Below are 23109 nucleotides of genomic sequence, written 5' to 3' on the forward strand. Positions count from 1 at the left end.
CATGTCCACTTTGCTTGCGAGGAACTTTCCCCCACGTCTCTCAGACATGACCGCCGCCCCTAACATGTGACACTCCACCCCGACATGGGACACATGAGATCTACACCCGTTGGCCGTTGGATCACTTTTTAGGAGGTGTTAGCTCAAAGTTACTCGTACAGAGATAAAAACAGTGTGCCCAACCGGACATCCGCCCAGAAGGACACACCTAGTTTCTATCTCTTTATTCCAAGTAGGTTCGTGCCTTAATTCTGGCGCGCTTCGTGCTCGCCGCGAGGCTCTCGCTGACGCGCAGTGCCTGGGTTTGCGTCATTGGCCACCATAACAGCCAAGATGATACCAACAATCGTCTGGACAATAGTGAACACAGTGTTCCAGCCCACTTCGCCGGTTTGCATATTGTGGAACGCGGCGAAGACACCCATCAGGATGCCAATCAACGCGAAGATCAAAATGATTTGGCGTGTACGTGTCATTTAAACTTTCCTCCTAAAATACTGCAGTTACTGCTTGTAGTGACTCTTAGGTCGCATTATAGCCTTAAAACCCCTGCCCGGCTGGTTTTCCACTTATCGCTCGGTTACACCGCACCTATCATGGAGAGCAGGGTGAGCATAAAGCTCCCCTTGCGGTCAAGCCAGAGCTGCTAGGGGGGAAAGGTGCGCAGAGCCAATCTCAGCCAGGAGGCTGGCTTTTAAGGCCGGAAAAAGGGTTGAGTATGGAGGCCCCACCGTTGTTGTCCACAGTAACGTCGACCCCATAAACTTGGCGAACAAGATCAGAGGTAATAACCTCCGAAGGGCCGCCTGCAGCAACCACGTGTCCGCCGGCAAGCATCACAACATGATCTGCGTAGTTCAGAGCCATGGAAAGATCATGCAGGACAAGCACAACAGTCTTCTTCTCCCGCCACGCGATGACGCGAGCCAGCTCCATAATCTCTAGTTGGTTACGAATGTCGAGGGCGCTGGTGGGCTCGTCGAAAAGAAAAAGCGCGGGCTGTTGCATCAGTGCGCGGGCGATAAGAACCTTTTGCCGCTGGCCACCAGATAACTCGCTGACACGTTGATTAGCCAATTCCACGATATTCAGGCGTTGAAGCACGCTGAAGACCTCATCAAGATCTTCAGCGCGTAGCCTCCACTGAAGCAATTGCCTCCTACCCAGTAAAAGGAACTCAATCACACTAGTGGCAGAGACTGTTGCGGAGGACTGAGGTACATACCCTACTAACCTGCCAATGCTTGGCCGTGAGGTGCGCCGCAAGTCATGGTCACCCAAACGAATCGTGCCAGTTTTCGGTTCCAAAATCCGATTAATACATTTTGCTGCTGTTGTTTTACCGCAGCCATTGGGCCCGATCAATGCCGTCACTTGGCCAGGAAGTGCCCCAAAATCCACGTCAAATAACACTTGTGCCCCACCGCGGTAGGCGAAAGAGAGGCCTTGGACTTGAAGTTTCATCCGAGTTTCCTTCGGCGGATCACCAAAAATAGGAAAAACGGTACACCGATCAAGGAAGTAATAATTCCTACCGGAAGCTCAGTAGGAGCTATGACGGTGCGAGCTGCGGTATCGGACAAGAGCAACAGGATTCCCCCAATAAGAGCAGCACCTGGCAAGGTAAAACGCGCATCAGCTCCCACCAGCATGGTGGCAATATGAGGAGCTACCAAACCGACAAAGCCGATCACACCACTAAAACTCACTGCAGTAGCTGTCAGCAGTGTTGACACAGTGAAAGTAAGCACCTGCACCCCTCGGTAATTAACTCCCAAGGCCTGCGCCTCCTCACGGCCGAGGGCAGCTACGTTCAAGTCCCACGACCGCACAATACTTATCGTCAATGCCACTACAAGCACCACGGTTAAAACAACAACAGGTGTCCACCGCATACCGGTAAAACTACCCATAGCCCAGAAAACAAGTTCAGGCAATTCCCTGCTATCGGCAACATATTTCAAGCCTGAAACCATTGCGGAGAATAGATACCCAATGGCCACACCGGTCAAGAGCAGTGTCGCAGTGGACCGATTAGTCGCTAAAGAAACCGTGTAGACAACAATCATTGTCAACACAGCGAAGAGGAAAGCGAAGGCAGGCACCACGTAGTAGGTGGAACTAAACCAGGGAATGTGTGCGGCACCCACGATGGCAAGGCTGGCACCGAAGGCAGCTCCGTTGGAGATCCCTAAGGTATAAGGGCTGACCAAGGGGTTGTGGAAGATGATTTGCATCAATCGGCCGGACACTGCCAAAGCAGCACCCACCAGCACGGCCATCAACACCCGTGGCAAACGGACCTGCAAAGCTATGAAATCCGCTGTTGAAAAGGAATCGACGTGGCGCCCTCCCAGCCCGTTGCGCACGGCGTGAACGAAGGTAGGCAGTGACACCTGTGAAGCACCGACAGCGAGTGCCAAAACTACCGAGATAACCAGCAACGCAACGAGGACGACCAAAGTAGCCCAGTTGCGTCGCTGTTTGCGGTAGTGCGTGGTCCGCTCAGTAGCTTGATCGGGGCGAGCTGACATTAGCCGATGTAGACCCACGCACCTTCGGCAGTAGTGTCCCAATACTTCCGCAGTAACTCGTCCAACTTCTCTTCCGGCTCGATGTCAGCAAACTCATCAGGGTAGGCAACTTTGCCCACGATCAGTGGAACCATGGCCATCCCAAGTGGGTTAGTTCCGATTTCCTGCGGCAGCAGAACTACACGGCCTTCCTTGACAGCGTCAATACCTTCCCAACCGGGGCGACCAACAAGCTCAGCATGGAGAGCTTCCGCCGCTGAAGGGTCTGGCACATCAGGGCCGAGTGCCTTTTCAGAGCCGCTGACCATCTTCACGATGATCTCAGGATCTGCTTCCAGCACGAATTCATCACTAGCCTTTGGATACTCGGTCCCCTCATCCGCCATCAAGTTTTTAACATTGGCCAATTCCAGCAGCTCGTGCCCGCCACTTCCTGGGCCAACAGAGGAATAATCTGAATATCCTTCCCAGTATCCACGTGCTGGGGTCACGTCTTTGGTGCGTTGCGCAACATCGTCGACGATAGCTGTGATGTCGGAAGTAAATTCTTCGGCCTGCTCTTCAGCACCGAGCAACTTGCCCATAAATTCAATCTCGTCGATCATCTCGCTCGGCTGAGAAAGATCCACCATAGCCACGCGCACACCGCCCTCTTCGAGCTGTTCAGCGATTCCTTCATCGAGCCAACTGGAGTAGCCAAAAACTACATCGGGCTGCGCCTCCAGGATGGCCTCCACATTAGGTTCGCGCCAATCACCATATTTGTCCAAGGAGTCGGCTTCTCCCCCGGTCACACTGTCGCCCACTCCGACGACTTTGTCGTCTTGTCCAAGCACTTGGATCATTTCGTAGGCAGAGGTGTTCAAGACGATGGCTTCATCGAAAGAGACTGGGAGTTCAAACTCGTTGCCGTAGCTGTCCGTGATTACTTCCCCGCTAGATTCAGCTGCGGTATTTGTCGCGTCTGCTGGGTCGCCTTGCTGGGCTGTACCCGTAGCTGTGGCGGTGTCAGACTTGGTTTGGTCGGAAGCATCATCGCCGCATGCTATTAGCGCAGTGGACAACGCTATTCCTGTTCCCAAGGCTAGGAGTTGACGTAGCTTGAGGTGTCGCGTGAATAGGTTTGTCATTGTTGTCCTTTCGTCGAGCAGCTAGTGACAATTATTCAATTGAGTAATCGATTAGTTGAGTTTAGACTATCCTACAGTGCCCCAGAAGGGAAACTCTTGACAGAAAGGCGCCAGTAATGTCCACCACACCTCCGCACAATGACACCTACCTTGAAAGCCGTGAAATTGAGGCCCAAGCACGCAAAGAGGATTCGCCCCAACAGTGGCTTCATTTTGCCGAGTTGAAAGATTCCAAAGGCAGCTACGGCCCAGCCACTGCCGGATATCTCAACGCCGGTATCGCTTTTGAGCGTGATGGGGACGCTGCGTCAGCGATTGACGCTTATCGACGCGGCCTTGACGTAGCGCAGAAAGCCTCGCACTCGGAATCTGTCGTTATTCTCAGCATGCGTCTCGTGCCACTGCTTGAGCGGACCGAGCGTTTCGACGAAGCCGGCGCCCTCTACGAAGCGTTGAGCGCGTATTACACAGAGCAAGAATCCTGGTTCCTCGCTGCTGATGCGGCCGACCATGCAGCCGAACTGTTCGGCAAAGCTGGGCGTGATTTGAGTAGCTACACACTGCCGGCCGAACTGTGGACCCGAAACGCCGAGTACTGGGCAGGAAAGGATAAGGGCGATGAGGCGTGGAGCCGACGGCGTGCAGCGGTCTACCTTGAAAACACCAAATAATGATTGGGATACTTTTCCACGGCCCTACCATCTTTGACAATGGCTGGGCCGCCAAGCTCTTACAGGTTTTTCCTGAGCATCGGGCTCTGCTAGCGGGAACCATGGCACGTACAGCTCTTCTCGACGCTGGACTCAGTAGCGTGGAAAGCCCTGGGTGCAAGGCATCAGTTGGGATCAGCGAACTTGCTAAGACCTGTAGCACGGTGATTTTTTGCGCGCATAGTTCAACCGAGGCCTCAGGCACCGCGCTTGGTTCGATGGTGTCCACCCAGATTGACGCTGATATAGCACTACTACAGGTAGAAACTAATGGGATGCGTTGGACCAGTCACAAAGGCACAGCACCTTTTCATGTTGTAAGCATGCTCGAAGAACTAGGTTTCCAGCAGGCCTCGCCCGCAATTGCACACCATCACATCTGGCAGGAAAATGGCACCACCTATCGCCGTATAAACGCAGTCGCTCCCGGAGATAATATTCTTATCAACGGTATTTTTATCGGCGTGGCCCAGAGTGATCACGTAGTAATATCGCTGCACAATGGTGAAATCCGCCATGTTAGCAACACCGCTATTAAAGAACACGGATTGGAAAAATTGGTGCGCTTCGGCCCCATTGATTTAGGCGCCGCCAAGGTTGTGGCTACCCCAACGTTGCGAGCCACTCCTGCTCCACGAGTAGTGCGGGCGAACACCGGGAAAGGTGTAGCTTTTATCGACCACGCTGCTAAAAACGTGTTTGAGCTCGCAGCAGGCTGTGCCGGAGCAGTCACGGTTGGTGATGACACCACTGCGATTTGTGGCGATATACTGCACCGGTTTAGCGTACCCGTGTTAGGGATTATCGACGGCGACGGTGACAAACTCTACTCCGCCAAGACGTTCGCCCCAGGTTCAACAGAGCTTGTCGTGCATGCAGACGACGCGGCTGGCCTGCACATTAAAGACCGCATTTTCCAGGGCGCGGATTACCTCGCATGGGACTTCCCCGAGGTGAAGGAAGCCATAATCAAGCTCTTGGGAAGCCAAATTCGATCGCGCACCGACCACGATAATCCACTATCTTAAGTCGGTGCATACCCACCGATTCACAGGCTCCTTAATCTCCCCAGGTTAGGGCACACGGCCGGGGCTGTAGCCTCCGACCGCTCCCCCGGAACGTGGAGATTTCACACCACCCAGCATGGAATACAGCCCCACCCGTACCCGACTAACGGTAGAGATTAAGGTGACCAATCCTAGCGTTTACGCGGATTATCACGCACCAACTGGACAAATACGTCGAGGTAGCGCTGGACAAAGTCGATTGTAGACTGGTCCTTAAAGGCACCTTGATCGTCGAGAAGCTGATCAGACCTGCCAAGGAAAACCTCAGGCTGGCCAGTAATTGGCATCTCAAAGTAGGACAACGCCAAACGCAAGTTCTTGTGAGATGAATAACCACCCATCCGGCCCACCGAATGCGAGATAATGCCCGCAGGCAGACCAGTCCACGCGACATCCGCGTTGGGCTTGGAACCGATATCCACAGCATTCTTTAGTACGGCCGGGATGGTGCGGTTGTTTTCCGAGGTGACAAACAAAACACCGTCAGCAGCCTTAATGGTTTCACGGAACTCGGTATACGACTCCGGAAGTTGAACCTCAGGGGTGTCGGGATTGTCGTAGTCGAAGTTATACAACGGCAGGTGACCAATTTCCACAATTTCTGCCTGGAAATCATCTGGCATCATACCGATCGCTTGGTTGGCGATTTTACGTGCGTTAGATCCGGAGCGCAGGCTACCTACGAGGACTGCGATTTTATACATGGAATGTTTCCTTTCAGCATGAGGCAAATGAGTTCACACATGATTGTAGTTCATCTCACTGAACTTGGTAGTTCGCCCAGTGGAACATAGCGGACGGCCGGTTAAATACTCGAGCTGCCCCGTCCTCAACCACGAACATGAAACTCGATTGAGATAAGATAAACCGCAGATTATATGTAATTCGCTCACATTAGACATCAGTAAGACACGCATGGATTCTCTGAAGTATCTTGTTTACTCATCAGCCGCAGCCGGTACCCCTAACGAAGACACCATGGAAGACATCATGGAAGTCGCTCAGGCACACAACAGCAGCGTCGACATCACTGGTTTTCTCATTGCACGGGATTTCACTTACGTGCAATTCTTGGAGGGGCCTCCCAAAGAGATCGATTCACTCATGGATTCGATTCGTGCCGATAAGCGCCACCACTCCATCCATGTTCTCATCGAAGAACCAGCACCTCGGCGCAGGTTTCCCAAGTGGTCCATGCACTACCGGCTGCCGCCTCTAGATCGAGTCAATCCTTTCGGGCAGGCGACTGGTGACGTCGATACGCTCATTCATTCCGGCTCCCAAGCCGCACTGCACGAAGCCGCCGAAAAAGTATCCTCTTGGCTTATAGCTACAGAAACATAGTGTGAGCAGCCGGTTGCCCCCAACCGACCTCCATATTGGCAATCAGCCCTGGCTTTAACTAACCACAGACTGAACCAGGTCCCGTTATCCAGGACCCGGTTCACCATGATTGGCTCAGGGACCCTCCGGGGAAAAGATATCTTTCCGCCATTAGGTGGGCTTGGCCTCAAGTCGTGGACTAGCAGTTAAAGCGGATACCAGCTCCGGAGCCGGCTGAAAACGCGATTTTGGATACGACACCGTAGCATCCGTAATCAGCAAGGAGTAACCCAATGGTAGACATGTACCGACGCCGCAAGCGCAAAACTAAACCCACAAGCGCCGCCGAAACCGAAATAAAACCCGCAGACCTAGCCCCGGATTTTTCATCGTGGTTTTGGTTGTGGTTGGTGTGTGGTGGGGTGTGAGGAGTAGTGGTGTGGGCGTGGTTGGGGCCCGGCCGTGGAGGTGTCGTCCGGGTACGCCGTGAGTGTTGGGGCTGGTGGCGGGCTCTGGGCTGTGGTGCGCCCTCAAGGGGTGTGGTGATTGGTAGGTGTGCTACTGGTGGTGGGGTGAAGATCCGGAGGCGTTGTAGACGAGTAATAATGCAGGTCAGCAGTGATGCATGTGGATGGGTACCGTCGTAGCGGATAGTGCTTATACGTGCACTACGTGTGGTTTTCGGAAGCGATTGATAACAGTCAGGCACGCAGTGTTTTTGGTTCCCTTGAGCCACCACCGTTGTGTGCCAGTGGCGGCATAATCGACTGGTTTATCTCGATGTACAACCAGGAGAGCCACTCCGTGAACATGGTCGAGAGTATCTCAAGATCGTCGACCCGGACAACGCCAACCAACAAACAGCGCACCAGTTCGTGAAGAAATTCAAACGCAATCATCGCGACAACGAACTGAAACAGTACGAACGGCTAGCCAGGATTCCCGGCGACAAACACGCCCGGAACCGAGCCTTCGAGAGAATGATGCTCCAGTACCACCAATCCCAAGTCGGGATACTGGTAGAACACGCCCTGGAAGTCAACGGCAACCAACCAGCACTGCTGCGACCGATGATGCACTGATAGCAACCCCAGATTCCGTTTTCACAAGAAAACAACGCAGTAATGAAAGAGACCGTGCGCGAGGGACTGAAGAGCCTAGGCCAAGATCACAGTCCAGCAGCAGTCGAGAGACTCTGGGAGGAGATGAACCAGCAAGTCGACCAGATCGCCGAAACCTGGCAGATCAAACGCCTAGAGACCTGGGCCAGCGACGCCAACCTAGTTCCCAGGAGACTAGAGGAGATAAGGAACCTATTTCTCCAGGATCAACGCGAAGCAGCCTGGACCGTGATCGATCAGTACCTGACCGAACCAATCAACGCCCTGATGGAACAACAAGACCAGAACGATCCCTGGGCAACCGAGTGGGACAACTAAACGGTGTAACCTGACTTGGCTCATTTTAGTACGACATTTTCGGTAGTTTGTTGATGATTTCTTGGATGTTGGCGGGGATCGGGGTTTGGGCGTGGATGGTTTGACCGGCAACGTTGATGGTGAAGGTGCGGTATTTTTTTAGGGTTCGTACGAGTCGTTTCAGTGATAGGCCTGAGGTTTGTTCTAGTAGGTGTCCGACGGCCATTGCACACATCACGATGGTTAGGTGGGCTTGGATGGAATCTTCGAGTCGGGCGTAGACGGGGCGTGCTTTTAGATCGGATTTAGCCATTCGGAAGGATTTCTCGATTCTAAATAACTGCCGGTAGGCCCCGATAACCTGCTCAGCAGTCAGATCAGTGCGTGAGGTTTCATAGCCTTTGATCCCGGCCATCGCCGTGTGTTTTTCAGCTAGGGCGTAGTTAACTTTCTTGTGTGGTGCTTTTAGATCGACATACCGGTTACGTTTGACTGGTATGTCACCGGCAACAGCACGCTGAAGCCTTGGCGACTTGTTCTTTAATCCCACGCAGGCTGCGCCGGGCCCTATCGTGGGAGTACTGGTAGTAGGTTCTTGTTGATGATGTCTTCGGTGCTCTGACATCAGCATGACTATCAGTACTCCAGATCTGGCCGTCCTTGTAGTCCGTGTCAGGATGATCAGCACGCCATTGGGCAATCACCTGCGGGATGCGAGTGTCTTTAACGCCCAGGATGTAGTGCAGACCGGCGTTGAGGACTGCTGTTTTGTTAGCGGCGGAAAACATCCCGGCATCAGCCACAATCGTCACGGTATCCAGCTGGTACGCGTCTTGCAGGCGCTGAATCATCGGCAGCATTGTCTGGGTTTCTGCTTTGGTGCCTTCAAACGCATGAATAGCCAGTGGTAAACCGGCAGCATCGGTGAGCATCCCTACGGTGATTTGTGGCTCGAGGCGGCGTTCTTTAGAAAACCCTGGTTTACGCAGTTCATCGGGGGTATCGGTTTCGAAATACAACGTGGTCACATCGTAGAGGACTAACACGCCCGGCCCGACAGCAGCATACCGGGCTAGTGCTTGAGTAATCGGGGTGCGATAAGACTCGGTGGCATAGCGTGGCAAGTGACGTTTAATCGTGGCATACGAGGCAGACTGGACACCGACTTCTGCCAGGGTTTCCATCGAATCAAACTTGGAACCAGGATGGATCACCCTGGCCGCCACCAAATCATAAAACACCCGGTCACCACCGGTAGCCTCAACAAGACCAAGATGGTGAAAACCACCGGCGATAGCATCCAACAACACCCCGGCACGTTCGGTGGTAATCGGCACAGGATTATGTTCACTGCCCGTACCACCAGCTGCGCCCACACCGTCTAGACCGAGTTCCAGTTGGGTTTGCCCACTATCAATCAGACGCTGAGCACGTGCTTTTAACACCGCAAGATCGTGTGCGTTGTGTGCTGAACCAATATGATCAAGTACCGGCTTGCGGTGTTTATAACCCCACACCACCTGCACAGCCGTCGCACCCGAGGCAGTAGTAACTGTACGGATCTTCGGTGGCATAACTAACAGCCTAGCCCCACCCCCACAACTACCCGCTTAGTACGACATTTCGCACTAAACAAACCCAAACCCACCGGCCACAACGTCAATATGATCTACAACACACCAAAATGAGCCAAGTCAGGGAACCTATTTCTCCAGGATCAACGCGAAGCAGCCTGGACCGTGATCGATCAGTACCTGACCGAACCAATCAACGCCCTGATGGAACAACAAGACCAGAACGATCCCTGGGCAACCGAGTGGGACAACTAAACGGTGTAATAGACACCACTACCCGCTCAGGCACAGCGAACACCTTTGACCGCACTGACTTACAATGCAGGAAATGCTGAACCTTACTTCGGACCCCGTGTCCGGGGGGACACTTATACCCTTGTAGGAATTGCGGGAGCAATGGGAGGCTTCATGCTTGGCATCGCTTTCCTAGGGATGACATTCAGGATGGCCCGCTCTCAAAATGACAGTACCCCCTCATTCGTGTTTGGATACAAAGATGTATGACGGTGTTTGGGCTAACAGCTCCCGCCTCGCTACGCTCGTTTGGCTGACGCGGAAGTTCGTACCTCACTCCCTTGTCATGAAAAAGAGCGGTAGGGAAGCTGGAAAAGTCCTGTTGCTCGGCGGGATGAACATTATAAATGCCTGTCTGGCAGTGTCGTTGAATCACACACAGACAGGAACTCACCCGAACCCACCGCGTTATACCACGGAAACGTTTCGCGATCGCTGAGCAGAAACTGCGTGCCATCCCGATCTACAAGGGGTTGGTTTCTAACATGTCGCTTTCAAATAATTCGAGATACCGTGGTGCGTCTTGTCCTCGTAGCGGGGGTTGGATGATCTCACTAAGACCAGCCCAGGCTTTCGTGGCAGGTATGTAGGTGCCGTCACGGTTAACGGCATCAACAAAGATTCCAGTCGGAGTGTTTTCAGCTTCCGCGCACCCTAGTGCGAAAGCAGCCAGGGTCAGGCCACTGACCAACCGGGCAATAAGGTTGGTTGGTTGTGTTGTCTCCTGGGCATAGAGAAAATCAAGTAAGCCGTCAAGCTCAGAGGATGCCGAGTCATAAATCCTGGCATAAAACGCCGCAACTGCGTTCCACAAGGTGGCATAAGGACCTTCGTCGAACTCGGGGAGGCTAAGATCGGCTCGCTCAGTATCTGGGGTGATCGCATCCGGTAAGGCGGTGGTGGCGAAATGAACCAAAAACCTGTCGTCGATGACCCACCCATCAATCGGGTGGAGCCAGCCATCCAAAAAGCGGGTATCGCCGTGAGCATCACGATATTTCATCCGTGCCGTCCTGGGCATCTCGTTCTCCTCAGCTCGTCGTAGCTCAAAGGCAACACCGCCGAGCATCCACATGACGTGGAAGCGGCTAAAGTCGACCGCCTCGTCTTTTGTCATCGTTGGTGGAGTTTCTGTGGAATACTGCATTATCCCTAAACGGCAACTTGTTTCGTGGGTGATACGCAACAGTCCCGCAATGGGATCCCAAGCACTATCTTGAAAAGCGTTGTCTACCATTATTGAGTCTCCTAGGTGTTCTTAGTGGCCCATGGCCAGCGGGTTGGTTTTTCAATTCCTTGAGCGCGAAGGTAAGTAATACCTTCGTCCGCCCAGGCGCTGGCGGTGGCTTCCGGTATGCCAGCGTTTATATGGGCTTGGACATCATGTTGTTTAACGTTATCCCACGTAAGCGTACGATCAGTCGCGCTGTTGAAAATCTTATTCTGCTGCGCAGAAATCTCGCGGTGTACTTGTCCGCCAGTGAGATGCTGGTCGGGATGTTTTCCATGATTGTAGGCTGCGGCGAGGGTGTCTTCTGATACTGCTGGCGCACCATACTTTGCTGACAGCCCGTCACCGGGTGTGCTATAAGCCGACTTCAAAGGCACGTGATGCCCTCCATTTGACCGATACGCCTCCATCTGTGTCTCCGGTGTCGTTTCAAGAGGCTTGCTTTCATACGATGGTGCAAAGGAATCCTTGCACGATTCTAGCCCGAAAACATCGACCCAGAAGGCTGCGTGGTCAACATAGCCTTGGGCACTGGCGATCCGCGGGCTTAATCCGAGTGGGTCTTGGGCGTTGTACACACCAGCATGCGGGTGGTAGTAGCGGAAGCGGTTATACGCCCACCCCGACTCATGATCGTGGTACTGGCCAGCAAACAACAACGGTGAGGACTGCTCACCACGCCAGGTGCGCCTACCGTACAACGTCTGGGTAGACGACCCGACAATATCCCCGGTGTCAGGGTGGATGAGCTCCTGGGGTGCACCCGCCAAATCGCAGGTCATGGCGTAGAACACCGCATCCACCTGATCCTGATCCCAATCAGCAGCAGAACCACCAGGAAGAGGAGGGCTCTGGTGGTTGTCACCATAGCCACCCTTAGTGGATGCGTGGGTGCCGGTAAGTGTGATTTGCCCAATCGTCTCACCCGTGGCAGGGTCATGAGCCCACACATAACCCGCACCACGGTTCTCACCCAGGGTGGCCTGTTCTGCTACGAGGTGGTCACCCACATGGGCAAACACACTACGGGCAAGCACCTCACCGGTAGTGGTATCTACTCGTTCCTTAGCGACACGCCGCCCCAGGCCGTCATACAGGTACCGATACCCCACACCAGGTTCATCACTAGAGCTAAACCCAATAGGTTGTGCACCAGTAGCATAGTAAAACCGGTGCACCAACGGCTTGAGACTCACCCGTTTCGTCACCGTCTGGATAACACGTCCTGCCTGATCGTAAGCATAGGTCGTCCGTCCCACACGAGTCGGCATCGTCCCGGTAAACTCCACCTCAACATCACCACCACCAGCACTCCTACCAGCACCGGAATTCCTGCCAGCACCGGCACCAGTCTGGTGCTTGGGTCGTGGATGTGGTGTTGTCGCCTGCGCAGACGAACCCTCCTGGGCAAAAGCGGGTGTGGCAATACGTGTGAGTACACCAGCTGGGCTAAACCCATACGATTCTGATACTGGCTGCTCACCGAAGTCAGGGTGGTGGCTACTGATCCCGGACCGGGACGAAACCGTAGCCTGCCGGGACACACCCTCAGACCTATCTGCGTGGGCATCAGTGTAGAAGCCTGTGGATGCACCTGTGCGTGTGGCATCACGGCTCACCCCGGTGACCCGGCCCAGGGCATCAACATCAAACATGGTCGCCCCACGTAACCGGTCAGTAATCCCAGTCAGGGTCGTATCCGCCCGCCAGGTAAACTCCCGGCCAGCAACACCACGAAGCCCACCGGTAACCCCACCACCAGAAGAGGCCACACCACCACCACTGGTACTACCGCCGTGTGGGGTGGTGTCAAGCACACCAGTATGATCAGAGACCATCCTGCCCCGGGTGTCATGGGTGAACCTGCGCACCAGGGAACCCATGGTCATCCGGTTACGCTCACCACGGCTGCCTCGGCCGTAGGTCAGATCAGCAACAGGAGTCGGGAGCTCGACACCACCTCTGGTTCGGGTGATGGTGGAGGTGGTGATCTCGCCGACACCGTTCCGCTTATACGTGGTGGTGAACATGTCAGCACCCGGTAGGGTGAGATGCCCGGCCGCCACCAACCCGGTAGGGGTGAACTCCACCGAGTGGGTGGTGGATTCCCCAGAAGCAAGGGTGACGGTTTCTTCCGTAATGCGCCCATACTCATCGCGGGTATAGGAAATAGTCGTCGCCGGGTTTACAATCGTAGTGACCCGGCCCAACTCATCATAGGAATACTGGGTAGTACCCGACCCATCCACACTAGTGTCGGTCAACCCCAATACGGTACGCGTGAGCGTAGTGGTTCCTGCCGGGGTAGTGACCTGACTGATCAACCCATCCGCAGTCACCGTCGTATCGGTAACAATCCCGTTGTAATCAGTCTCACGGGTAACCTGCCCATCCAAGTCATACTCATACGACCAGGTATTGCCATCCGCATTCGTTAACGCCACTGGTTGCATCTGGGTGTTATACACCAGGCGTGTGACAGCACCAGTAGCATCCGTAGAAGCAATCGGCTTATCAAACACCGTGTACTCAGTACGCGTGGTCGCCCCCACCTCGTTGGTAAGGGTGAGTTGGTTGCCTTCACCATCATAGGTCGCAGTCACACAAGCCCCATCCGGGTGGGTGATCCGTGTCGGCCAGCCCTCGGGGGTGTAGTCAATCCTGGTGGTGTTCCCGTCCGAGTCCATCGATTCTGTGACCAGGCCACGCACATCCCGCACCATACTGGTGCGCCTGCCGGCAGGGTCGGTGACGGCTACCTGCCGGCCAGCATTATCACACTCGATTGTGGTGGTTAACCCATCAGGATCAACAGTCGTGGCAAGCACCGCACCAGAAGAACGAATCTCGTAATCCATCCTGGTCCGTGCCCCGGTCGGGTGTGTGACCGCAGTTGTCAGGCCGAAAGCATCCACCTCATATTCGGTAGCATGCCCATCCCTGCCTATTACTCGTACCGGCACACCCCAGGATCCGGGCTCCACATGGGTGGTGGTCCCATCCGGGTAGGTCACACTTACTGCCACACCATCAGCGTTGTAGGTCGTACGTGTTACTGCCCCGGCACTATCAGTGACCGCGGTGATCTGGTGATACTCGTTGTACTCACGGTCTTCAATACCACCTTCGGGGGTGATGATCCGCCACACATCCCCAGAAATCGTTGACCGGTACACGGTAGGCCGGATATCACCTAACACCTCGTCGTAAAGCCATGCGGGATCTACTGTCCACGGCTTGTTATCACGAGCACCGGTGCGCCCACGGCCGGTCAGCCCTGCTGCGTCAAGCCCACCATCGCATAGTGCTGTGTATAGGGGCAGGGTTTCTAGCCGGTTAAGGTACTTATCAACAACCCCATCACCAATAGTAAGCGGGTCATCGGGAAAAACACCGGCGGTTTCAATCAGGACACACACCCTACCCCCAGCAGGGGCATCTTCACCGGTATCCTCAGCCCAATACAAAATGTTTGGAAACATTCCCCCGGTACCGACCTGGGAACTAACACGCCCCTGGTCGTCGAAACGGTAAAAATAGGATGCCCCGTTACGATCCGTCCACCCACACGGCCGGTCATGGTCGTCGTAGTGATACCGCAACACACCAGCATGGGAGTTAATCACCCGGATCAGATTTCCACGGGGGTCGTACTCATAGGATACTAACCGTAGGGGCGCATCCTCTGGGTGTGTATCTGGGTTGGACACCCAGATACTTGCGACCCGTTCAACAACATGATCCCAGGTAATGTCTAACCGTGTCCCGTCGGAGCGCACCATCGATGTCATCACACCGGTGGCGTTATCATAGGTGTAGTCAATCCGGTGCCCGGTGTGGTGAACAAGAGCTGAAATCCCGATTTCTACACCGACCTCAAACGTCTCAGCCACACTACATGGTGTAATACCTGACCCGATCATGGACTGGCCCACACTTGGTGGGGTATCCACAACAGCACCGGGTGGGGTTGTCACTTCCCCAGTCGTGTCGTAGACCCTGAAATGGTAGGTCACACCCTGGGCGATACTACGGACCCTGTAGGTGCCATCACCATAGGACAACAACCAGCCACGCCCATCACCCCGGACCTCAGAACCATCAACAGGTGCCGGTGGGAAAGTAAGGATCGCCCCATCCCCGGTGACCATGAGTACTTCATCACTTAAGACCTCAATATGGATATCCATTGTTGATACCCACCGTGGGCCTAACGCCCGGCCAAGTTGGTGCGACGTATGAGCGTTGCGGTCCACCACCAACGGCAGAACACCATCAATGCGGATATCGTGTGCGAAATTGACCATGGCACCGGAAGCCATATCGATAGGCTCACCACCAGTACATGCGCGGTCACCTTTGGTCACAGAGTTGTAGGCCTCGTCTCCAAGATCCTGATTCTTAACCGCTGGTGAGCCCGGTTTCGGATCAACCTTGGCTGCTTTGGCAGCTGACTCACCCTTGACCGCGTTTTTCACAGATGAGGCCGTCGCACGAAGTCCCAGAACAAAAACAAGAACAATGGCGCCATTATCGGCACTGGTTCATCTCCTCATGCAGGATCGGTATCCCACACACAAACCATCTGACACCATCCCGGTAAACAACGCTGGCGCTGCACCAACTGCAACGCCACATCACTCAACACCCGGGCTAACACCGATGAGATCCGCCACTTCACCATCTTTATCGAATGGATCCTCACCGGGGACCCAGCACACCGGGTAGCAGCCCGCTACAACGTCTCACGGCGCACACTGACCCGCTGGTTTAGATACTTCTGGTTTATCCAGATCCCGAGTATCACCGATCCGCACCGTGTCTATGACCAGCTGTTTATCGATGGCACCTACTTCCACAAAAAATGCTTACTCGTAGCGTGCACCAGCACCCACGTTGTGGCCTGGCAATGGTGTATAAGAGAAACCACACGTGACTACACCACACTGTTAGACAAACTAGCCCCACCCCTAGTAGTGACTACCGACGGGCAACGCGGCAGCCTGAAAGCCATCAAAGACTGCTGGCCACACACCAAAATCCAACGCTGCCTAGTACACGTCCAACGCAATATCTACACCGAAACCACCCGTAATCCCCACACAGCAGCAGGCAAAGTACTGCGCCGTCTAGCAGACGATCTCACCGGCCTGACCGACAAGGAACTAGCCGATAGCTGGATCAACTCCTTCAACAAATTCAGCCTGACCTTCCACGACTGGATTAACCAACGCACCTACCGTAAAGACGTCGCAGAAGCAGACATCCCCAAACGCATCCGCCCCAACCAACAATGGTGGTACACCCACCCACGCCACCGACGCGCCTACAAGCTGCTAAAAAGACTACTGGTAACAGAACAAACCCTGCTGACCTACCTCAACCCACCAGAAGGCTGCCAAGCACTGAAATCAACCACAAACTGTCTCGAAGGCGGGATCAACAAACAACTCAAAGACCTCGCCTCCGACCACCGAGGCATGTTCGATGAACACCAACGCATCGCCATGGACTGGTGGCTCTACCACCACACCGAACACCACCAACCAGCCCTCCAACTAGCAAAAGACCAATACTTCGGACTCACCGGCTACAACAAAGCCAAACAACTCTACGCCGAAGAACAACAACATCACCACGGCCATCACACCGGCCGCCCCGCCACCTACGACACAGGCATCGACACCGACTTCAACCCCAGCTGGGCCATCCGCCACGGATGGACAGGACGCGGATAAAAGCACACAAAATGTCCCTTACCCCGACACGCCGAAAAAGCACACATTTTGTCCCTTAAGCCCTATTCGCAGTTTCTGATTTCTTCGGCCTGGAGGTCGCGGACCTCCTCCCCCGCATGGTGGAAACCCCGGAAAACGACGAAGCCCCCTCCACGACTGTGGAAGGGGCTAGCCGAAAGAAGTTGGTAGCGGGGGCAGGATTCGAACCTACGACCTCTGGGTTATGAGCCCAGCGAGCTACCGAGCTGCTCCACCCCGCGTCGGGTGATCTTCTTTTAATTTTCACCTGCTGCTTTCGTACCGGCGTACCGTATACCGAGCAACAGGGATCCACTATACATAACTTCGACAGAAAGGCCAAATCCCCTGTTCTAGATAATCTCTAGCCCAGGGGATTGAACTGATCGCTAACAACCGTTCACCCGGTTTTTACTTTGCTCCTCTTCGAGTTCCTTACTGAGTCAGCCCTTGGTATTCAGCCACTGCCTTATCCAGCTCGTCTAGTGCGCGGCCGTAGTCCTCGAAGGACCCGTTGCGGGCCTGCTTCAGGCCAGTCAGTGCTTCGTCGATCTGCTGCAGGGCTGCATCAGCATCGGCTGGTGGCGTACCCGGGGCCTCGGACTCCTCAGCAGTTGCCTTTTCATCCTGTGCCGCCTCGTCCTCAGCTGGTGCCGTATCGTCTGTAGCCGGGTCCTTAACTGTTTGGCCGTTTTCATCCACAAGATCGATGTCCTGGGCGGCAGAGGAGTCAATCCCCACCTGTTCCAATGCCTGGGACACGGTCGGCGCATACCCCACACGGCCCTTATAGAAAACCAATACGCGTAGCAGCTTCGGGAAGGCCGAGGCTTGGTCCTTACGCTGCGAGTAAATCGGCTCCACCCACAAGATCTCGCCGCCACCTACCGGCAGGGCCAACAGGTTACCATTGTGAAGATCGTTGGTACCTTCCCAGAGGGTGCGGTCTCGTGCCACCTGATCAGAGGACATCATCGCGTCCTGGACCTGTTTCGGGCCCTGTGTCTGGGTGTTCGTCGGAAGGACCCGAACGGTGATGTCACCATAGTTTTCTGGGTCCGAGGTCACAGTCATGTGAGCCGACAGGAACTCACGGTTCAGTCCGCGGAATGGCGAGATCATCTGGAAGGTCGCTTCTTCTGTTTCTGGGTCAGCTGCCACGACGTAGTACGGCGGCTGGTTCAGTTCTTGGCGGCCCTCCGGTGCGGTCGGGTCATTCGGGACGGACCAGAACGCATCGTTATTAAAGAACACGCCTGGGTCCTCAACGTGGTAGCGGGCCAGCAGCTCGCGCTGCACCTTGAACAGGTCTTCCGGGTAACGTAGGTGCCGGTTCAGCTCATCGGAAATTTCCGACTTCGGTTGTACCGTATCTGGAAAGACATTCATCCACGCTTTGAGAACCGGGTCTTCTTCGTCGAACGCGTAGAGAGTGACTGTGCCGTCGTAGGCATCCACTGTCGCCTTCACCGAGTTGCGGATGTAGCCCACCTCGTTGGTGATCAAACGCTGGGTGGTCCCGTCTGGGTTTAGCGCGTCCTGGGTTGCACCGCTGAGCGAGGTGCGCGTGGAATATGGCAGGGCGCTCAACGTGGTGTAGCCGTCCACGATCCACTTCACCCGGCCGTCAACCACGGTCGGGTAAGTCTTCGAGTCTGTGGTCAGCCACGGTGCAGCCTTCTCCACGCGCTCCCGTGGGTCACGGTCATACAGAATTTTGGATTCGCCATTCACACGATCCGACAGAATCATGTTCATCTCGCCGTACTTCAACGCGTAGGCAGCGCGGTTAAACCAGTTGCCTACATCAACGCCACCTTCGCCGTCGTAGGTGAACTGCGTGGTGTCGGTGTCGTACTCGACGTCAGTGCCGTCTTCACTACCGACGATTGCGTAGTCCATGCCGTCGTCAGCCGAGGCAATAACTGGGCCGTAGTAAATACGGGGCTGCTCAGCGTAAATGCCAAGTTCCTCCGCATCCTCGCTCTCTCGAGCTGCCTGGTTGGTCTGCAGATCAGACACGGTGAACACGGGGAAACCACCACGAGTAGAACCAGCGTCCTGCGCGGCCTCATCAACAGTATTGGCCTGTGCAGCCACAAAACCGTTGCCGTGTGTGTACACGGTGTGGCGGTTGATCCAGTCACGCTGGTTTTCACTTAAAGCGTTCGGGTCCAGTTCGCGGGCTGCCACGACGAAGTCACGCATCTCACCGTCTACTTCATAGCGGTCCATGGACAAGGTGTCAGGGAAACCGTAGAAGTTACGTAGCTGCTGGTTCTGCGTGAAGGTCGGCGAAATAATCTCCGGATCCAGCAGGCGAATGTTCGAGATCGTTGCTTCCTCGTTGGCGACCTCTTCATCGTTGACACTGTCGGTGCCCCAGTTGTCTACATAGTTCACCTTTTCATCAGTGATGCCGTACGCGTGCCGTGTCGACTCAATATTGCGAGAAATGTACTCTGCTTCCTTGGCCTGGCGGTTCGGCTTCACCGAAAACTGCTCCATCAGCACGGGCCAGCCCTGCCCGATCACCAGTGCGGACACGACCATCAGTACGACGGCCAAGACTGGCACGCGCAGGTCTTTGTACACAACAGACAGGAAAAATGCTGCGGCAACAACAACCGAAATGATCATCAGGATGATCTTGGCGGGCAGCTGCGCATTGATGTCCGTATAGGAACCACCGGTGAAAATGTCATTCTGGTTGTACAGCAGGGTGTAGCGCTCAAGCCAATAGTTCAGTGCACGCAGTAGCATCCACAGGCCTGCGATCACTGCCAGCTGGATACGAGCTGCCTTCGAGACATGACCTTTGACTCCACTAACCTGATTGCCAACCCGGATTCCACCAAGCATGTAGTGAGCTACAGCGGAGATAATGAAAGCGATCACGAGCAGGGTGGACAGCGTGCTTACAACTGCATTGATCCCGGGCAAGCTAAAGGCATAAAATCCGAGGTCACGCCCGTATTGTGGGTCTTGCACACCGAAGGATTCACCGTTGATCCACAGGAGGAAGGTGCGCCAATTGCCTTGGCCGATAAAACCCGCAATGATTCCAACAACCACGGGAACCCAGGTAAGCAGGCTCTTCACACTGGATTCGATGTTCGCCCGGTAGTGCGCCATCGGCGAGTTCGGGTCGATAAATGACAGGTCGTCGGGGCGTCCGCGCCACGCCATGTACGCCGCGAGATAGGTGATTAAGCCGCCGACGATGGCGAAGATCACAAACAGCACAACGCGAGTGATGATCACATTGTTAAACACCCCCCTGAAGCCAAGTTCGCCGAACCAGAGAAAGTCCGTATAAAGTCCCACGATGGCCGGCAGCAACACGAGAAGTGCACCGATGACCAGCAAGGTCACCACCCATTTGCTGGATGGCTTCTTGATGGGTTGTTGAGGATTAGTCAGGCCAGTAGCCAAAACCATGCTCCTTAAGAAATAGTGGTACAAGAAGGCGTATAGTCTTCTACTCTAAATTGTTCAACGAATGATTGACCAGAAGGGTTCCCCATTGTCCGAATCTTCGCTAAATTTCTCCGCTGCTTCCACGGCGTTTTCTCAACAAGCGCTGAATAAGGCAATGATGGAGGCCGTGGAGTTCGTCCACGCCGAAGGTTGGGGTGCCAACCCAACACTGTTTGCTCTGGTCCCTACCTCCATGCTCGTCGATCAGCTCGCAGAGTTGCCGGGGCTTGACGACGATGCGGGCGCGGCGCCCCTCACGCTTGTGGTGCAGGATCACCTTCCGGAACACATTGACCCAGGGTCCGAGGAACTCGCCGATTACTGCGCGCGCCTGGCCTGGCCTCAGGAGGTGGCCGGGGTGGTACTGGCCCAGGAGATCATGTTCCGGGACGTGTCTGCTGCCACGGATGGCGGAACCGATGCCGGCTCCACTGGTGCCTCTGAGCCACGGCAGGCCCGCTTGTTTTCCGGTGTGTTACGCGGCGACGAGATCGAGCTCACTCTGCTGCAAATCCGCCCCTCCGAGGAAGAGATCGCCGAGGCTGGACCGTTCACGGAAGACGAGATTTCTCTGCGTGGTGGCCCGAATGTCGCTCCCGGTGTGATCGCTGCCTTGCGCTACGGCCTTGAGCAGAACCCGGAAGAAATGCTCTAGACTGGTAAAGAATTAAGCCCCGACACTTGAGGAGATTGCGCCGTGCGCCGCACCCACATCACCCGTTTGACCTCTAGCATCGCAGCCGGTTTGCTCACCGGAAGTGTGCTCGTCGCGTGCAACTCTGGTGAGGCAGACAGTGACTCTTCCGCTGCCCCAACCCCGGTGCAGACCACCGAATCAAGCAAGCCCACCAGCGCTACAACTGCAGCGCCATCCGAGCAGGACGAGGACGCGGAGGATAACAAGAAGACGAGCACTGAGAAATCGTCGACGCGGGCGAAGACATCGTCGACAAGCACTACCCCGGTGGACAATGACAAAGACGTAGACCCAAAAAGCGTGACGGAAGTGCAGGAAAAGTTTTCGTCCCTCGCACCTGATTCACTCTTCGAGCAGTTTGATTCGTGCACTAGCACGGGGCTGAAAGGCTCTTATGATTGCTCTGGCTCCGGGGTAGGCCAGTTCCAGTTCTTCGACTCCACGTCGAAGGCTGCCTCCACAACGCAGTTGCTAACAGAACTGCGCTCATCGCGTGTCGTTGAAGATACTGGCCGCAAGGTAGTCGGGTGGTCCACTCTGGGGACAACTGCGGTCATCACCGTAGTCGATAACGATGAAGGCCTGGTTATGCAGCAGATGGTTTCCTCAGACCAGGAAGATCCAGAAACAAAGATTTATGAGCTTGGACTGGCTGAACCGCCACGCGAGAACAACACGAACGAGACAGGGCGTGACGACGAGAACGCCTCGATCAACAACGCCTAAAACACGTTATTTTGTGCAGGTGAGCACATCCTCGCCCGCAGCAAAGGCGTCCATCGCGGCGATGGCATCATCGAGCGTGTCTACTTTCGCAATCACAAGGTCATCTGTGTCGGCGCGCAACGCTTCGGCGCAGTTATCGGCAGGCGCAAGGAACAGCTCGGCCCCCTCATCGTCGGCGGCCGCAACCTTGTGCTGAATACCACCGACCGCACCTACGGTACCGTCTTCAGAAATCGTTCCGGTTCCGGCCACGAACTTGCCCCCGTTGAGTTGACCTGGTGAAAGCTTGTCGATGACCGCCAGGGAAAAGATCATGCCTGCCGACGGCCCGCCAATGTCATTGAGGTTGTATTCCACGGAGATCGACTCCTCCGGTGCGGAGGTCATGGTGATCCCCAACAGCGCAACACCGGCCTCGTCGGGATGTTCTCCTAGCGTGATGGTTTCGGTTAATTCCTCATCACCCCGTCTGAGAGTCAACTCCACAGTATCTCCCGGCGCTTTGGAACGGACGATCTCTTGAACAACGCCTGGCTGGGACACGTCCGTACCGTCTACCGCGACAATGGTGTCACCCGGTTCCACCACCCCATCGGCGGCGGTCCCACCCATCGTGTCATGCACAACAACAATGGTGGGTTTCCCCAGGTAATTCATTGCAGCCACAGTGGCTGCCGCTTCGGAGGACACGAACGCCTGCTCATTGCGTTGTTGGATTTCCTCTTCGCTTTTATCAGGCGGCAAGATCTGCTCAATCGGCACAATCGTGTCATCGGTGAACAACCACCGGCCCAGCACCTGCGCCAACGTCATATTCGTCCGGACGGACACCGTAGTCATGTTGAGGTTTCCCGACGTCTCATCCGTTTCAGCGCCTCTGATTTCCACCACCGGCTGCCCATCGACGTCGCCCAAGGTGTTAAAGGTTGGACCCGGTCCCTGCGCAGCGTAGGGTACGGCCAAGGAAAAATCGGTCCCTGGAATATGGTCCAAAGTCACCACACCGGCTAGGAGCATAACGGGGATAGCCCCCACAAAGATGGTGGTAAGCCTGCGATTGGTGGTCGAGCGGGGTTGGTTCACGAAAAACTACCTTAACCTATGTTGTGTCCCCCAACGGACACGGTGTTCCTTCACTGTGTTCCTTCACGGTGTTCTTGTCTGTTCGC

16 protein-coding genes, 1 tRNA gene and 2 pseudogenes are annotated in these 23109 nt (G+C 55.0%); 7 read left to right on the forward strand and 12 right to left on the reverse strand.

Features of this window, described 5'->3' with window-relative positions; translation table 11 throughout:
* Nucleotides 1–245: 245 nt before the first annotated feature.
* The 4 genes from CKV99_RS08375 to CKV99_RS08390 all read right to left on the reverse strand — a co-directional run bounded on the left by CKV99_RS08375 (nt 246) and on the right by CKV99_RS08390 (nt 3664).
* A complete protein-coding gene (locus CKV99_RS08375; protein ID WP_092260925.1) occupies nt 246–476 on the reverse strand; it encodes a hypothetical protein in 231 nt (76 codons plus the stop codon).
* A gap of 199 nt (nt 477–675) precedes the next feature.
* Nucleotides 676–1464: an ABC transporter ATP-binding protein gene (locus CKV99_RS08380; protein ID WP_092260923.1), complete on the reverse strand. Its 789-nt coding sequence runs from the start codon at nt 1462–1464 to the stop codon at nt 676–678.
* Entirely contained in the window at nt 1461–2534 is a 1074-nt protein-coding gene (locus CKV99_RS08385) for a FecCD family ABC transporter permease (protein WP_092260921.1), read from the reverse strand. The genes CKV99_RS08380 and CKV99_RS08385 overlap by 4 nt, the downstream gene beginning before the upstream one ends.
* Nucleotides 2534–3664: an ABC transporter substrate-binding protein gene (locus CKV99_RS08390; protein WP_092260919.1), complete on the reverse strand. Its 1131-nt coding sequence runs from the start codon at nt 3662–3664 to the stop codon at nt 2534–2536. Before CKV99_RS08390 ends, CKV99_RS08385 begins: the two co-directional genes overlap by 1 nt.
* Before the next feature lie 116 nt (nt 3665–3780).
* On the opposite strand from CKV99_RS08390, the gene CKV99_RS08395 reads away from it, so the two are divergent.
* Nucleotides 3781–4335 carry a hypothetical protein gene (locus CKV99_RS08395; RefSeq protein WP_092260917.1) on the forward strand — a complete coding sequence of 185 codons (555 nt, stop codon included), beginning with the start codon at nt 3781–3783 and terminating at the stop codon, nt 4333–4335.
* On the forward strand, nt 4335–5402 hold the full coding sequence (locus CKV99_RS08400) for a DUF2117 domain-containing protein (RefSeq protein ID WP_092260915.1): 1068 nt from the start codon (nt 4335–4337) through the stop codon (nt 5400–5402). The genes CKV99_RS08395 and CKV99_RS08400 overlap by 1 nt, the downstream gene beginning before the upstream one ends.
* A gap of 170 nt (nt 5403–5572) precedes the next feature.
* Here CKV99_RS08400 and CKV99_RS08405 read toward each other — a convergent pair whose 3' ends face one another.
* Nucleotides 5573–6145 carry an NADPH-dependent FMN reductase gene (locus CKV99_RS08405; protein WP_092260913.1) on the reverse strand — a complete coding sequence of 191 codons (573 nt, stop codon included), beginning with the start codon at nt 6143–6145 and terminating at the stop codon, nt 5573–5575.
* Nucleotides 6146–6356: 211 nt separating this feature from the next.
* Between CKV99_RS08405 and CKV99_RS08410 the strand changes: the two genes are divergently transcribed.
* Nucleotides 6357–6785: a BLUF domain-containing protein gene (locus CKV99_RS08410; RefSeq protein ID WP_092260911.1), complete on the forward strand. Its 429-nt coding sequence runs from the start codon at nt 6357–6359 to the stop codon at nt 6783–6785.
* Nucleotides 6786–7693: 908 nt separating this feature from the next.
* Here the strand turns inward: CKV99_RS08410 and CKV99_RS14270 are convergent.
* On the reverse strand, nt 7694–7843 hold the full coding sequence (locus tag CKV99_RS14270; RefSeq protein WP_157728407.1) for a hypothetical protein: 150 nt from the start codon (nt 7841–7843) through the stop codon (nt 7694–7696).
* Nucleotides 7844–7969: 126 nt separating this feature from the next.
* On the opposite strand from CKV99_RS14270, the gene CKV99_RS08420 reads away from it, so the two are divergent.
* Nucleotides 7970–8203, forward strand: a complete 234-nt coding sequence (locus CKV99_RS08420; protein WP_143063486.1) for a hypothetical protein — start codon at nt 7970–7972, stop codon at nt 8201–8203.
* Between the two features lie 25 nt (nt 8204–8228).
* Here the strand turns inward: CKV99_RS08420 and CKV99_RS08425 are convergent.
* The 3 genes and pseudogenes from CKV99_RS08425 to CKV99_RS08435 form a co-directional block, all read right to left on the reverse strand.
* A pseudogene (locus tag CKV99_RS08425) lies at nt 8229–9756 on the reverse strand (IS1634 family transposase).
* Between the two features lie 757 nt (nt 9757–10513).
* Nucleotides 10514–11197, reverse strand: a complete 684-nt coding sequence (locus tag CKV99_RS08430; RefSeq protein WP_143063380.1) for a hypothetical protein — start codon at nt 11195–11197, stop codon at nt 10514–10516.
* A 101-nt stretch (nt 11198–11298) separates the two neighbouring features.
* The gene (locus CKV99_RS08435; RefSeq protein ID WP_092255767.1) at nt 11299–15759 is read right to left on the reverse strand and encodes a DUF6531 domain-containing protein; all 4461 of its coding nucleotides are present in this window, start codon (nt 15757–15759) and stop codon (nt 11299–11301) included.
* A gap of 180 nt (nt 15760–15939) precedes the next feature.
* On the opposite strand from CKV99_RS08435, the pseudogene CKV99_RS08440 reads away from it, so the two are divergent.
* Nucleotides 15940–17019 (forward strand): annotated as a pseudogene (locus CKV99_RS08440) (IS1249 family transposase); the annotation flags it as partial.
* A 183-nt stretch (nt 17020–17202) separates the two neighbouring features.
* On the opposite strand, the gene CKV99_RS08445 reads toward CKV99_RS08440, so the two are convergent.
* Together CKV99_RS08445 and CKV99_RS08450 are read right to left on the reverse strand one after the other, a co-directional pair.
* Nucleotides 17203–17279 (reverse strand) — tRNA-Met (locus tag CKV99_RS08445).
* A 193-nt stretch (nt 17280–17472) separates the two neighbouring features.
* On the reverse strand, nt 17473–20472 hold the full coding sequence (locus CKV99_RS08450) for a UPF0182 family protein (protein WP_197697218.1): 3000 nt from the start codon (nt 20470–20472) through the stop codon (nt 17473–17475).
* A 160-nt stretch (nt 20473–20632) separates the two neighbouring features.
* Here CKV99_RS08450 and CKV99_RS08455 point away from each other — a divergent pair, with 160 nt between their 5' ends.
* Nucleotides 20633–21172, forward strand: coding sequence for a PPA1309 family protein (locus CKV99_RS08455; protein ID WP_092256695.1), 540 nt, complete (start codon nt 20633–20635; stop codon nt 21170–21172).
* A gap of 42 nt (nt 21173–21214) precedes the next feature.
* A complete protein-coding gene (locus tag CKV99_RS08460) occupies nt 21215–21940 on the forward strand; it encodes a hypothetical protein (RefSeq protein WP_092255775.1) in 726 nt (241 codons plus the stop codon).
* Nucleotides 21941–21946: 6 nt separating this feature from the next.
* On the opposite strand, the gene CKV99_RS08465 is transcribed toward CKV99_RS08460, so the two are convergent.
* Nucleotides 21947–22957, reverse strand: a complete 1011-nt coding sequence (locus tag CKV99_RS08465) for a YlbL family protein (protein ID WP_169872696.1) — start codon at nt 22955–22957, stop codon at nt 21947–21949.
* Between the last annotated feature and the right edge of the window lie 152 nt (nt 22958–23109).

It is taken from the genome of Corynebacterium cystitidis (genome assembly GCF_900187295.1).
Lineage (GTDB): Bacteria > Actinomycetota > Actinomycetes > Mycobacteriales > Mycobacteriaceae > Corynebacterium > Corynebacterium cystitidis.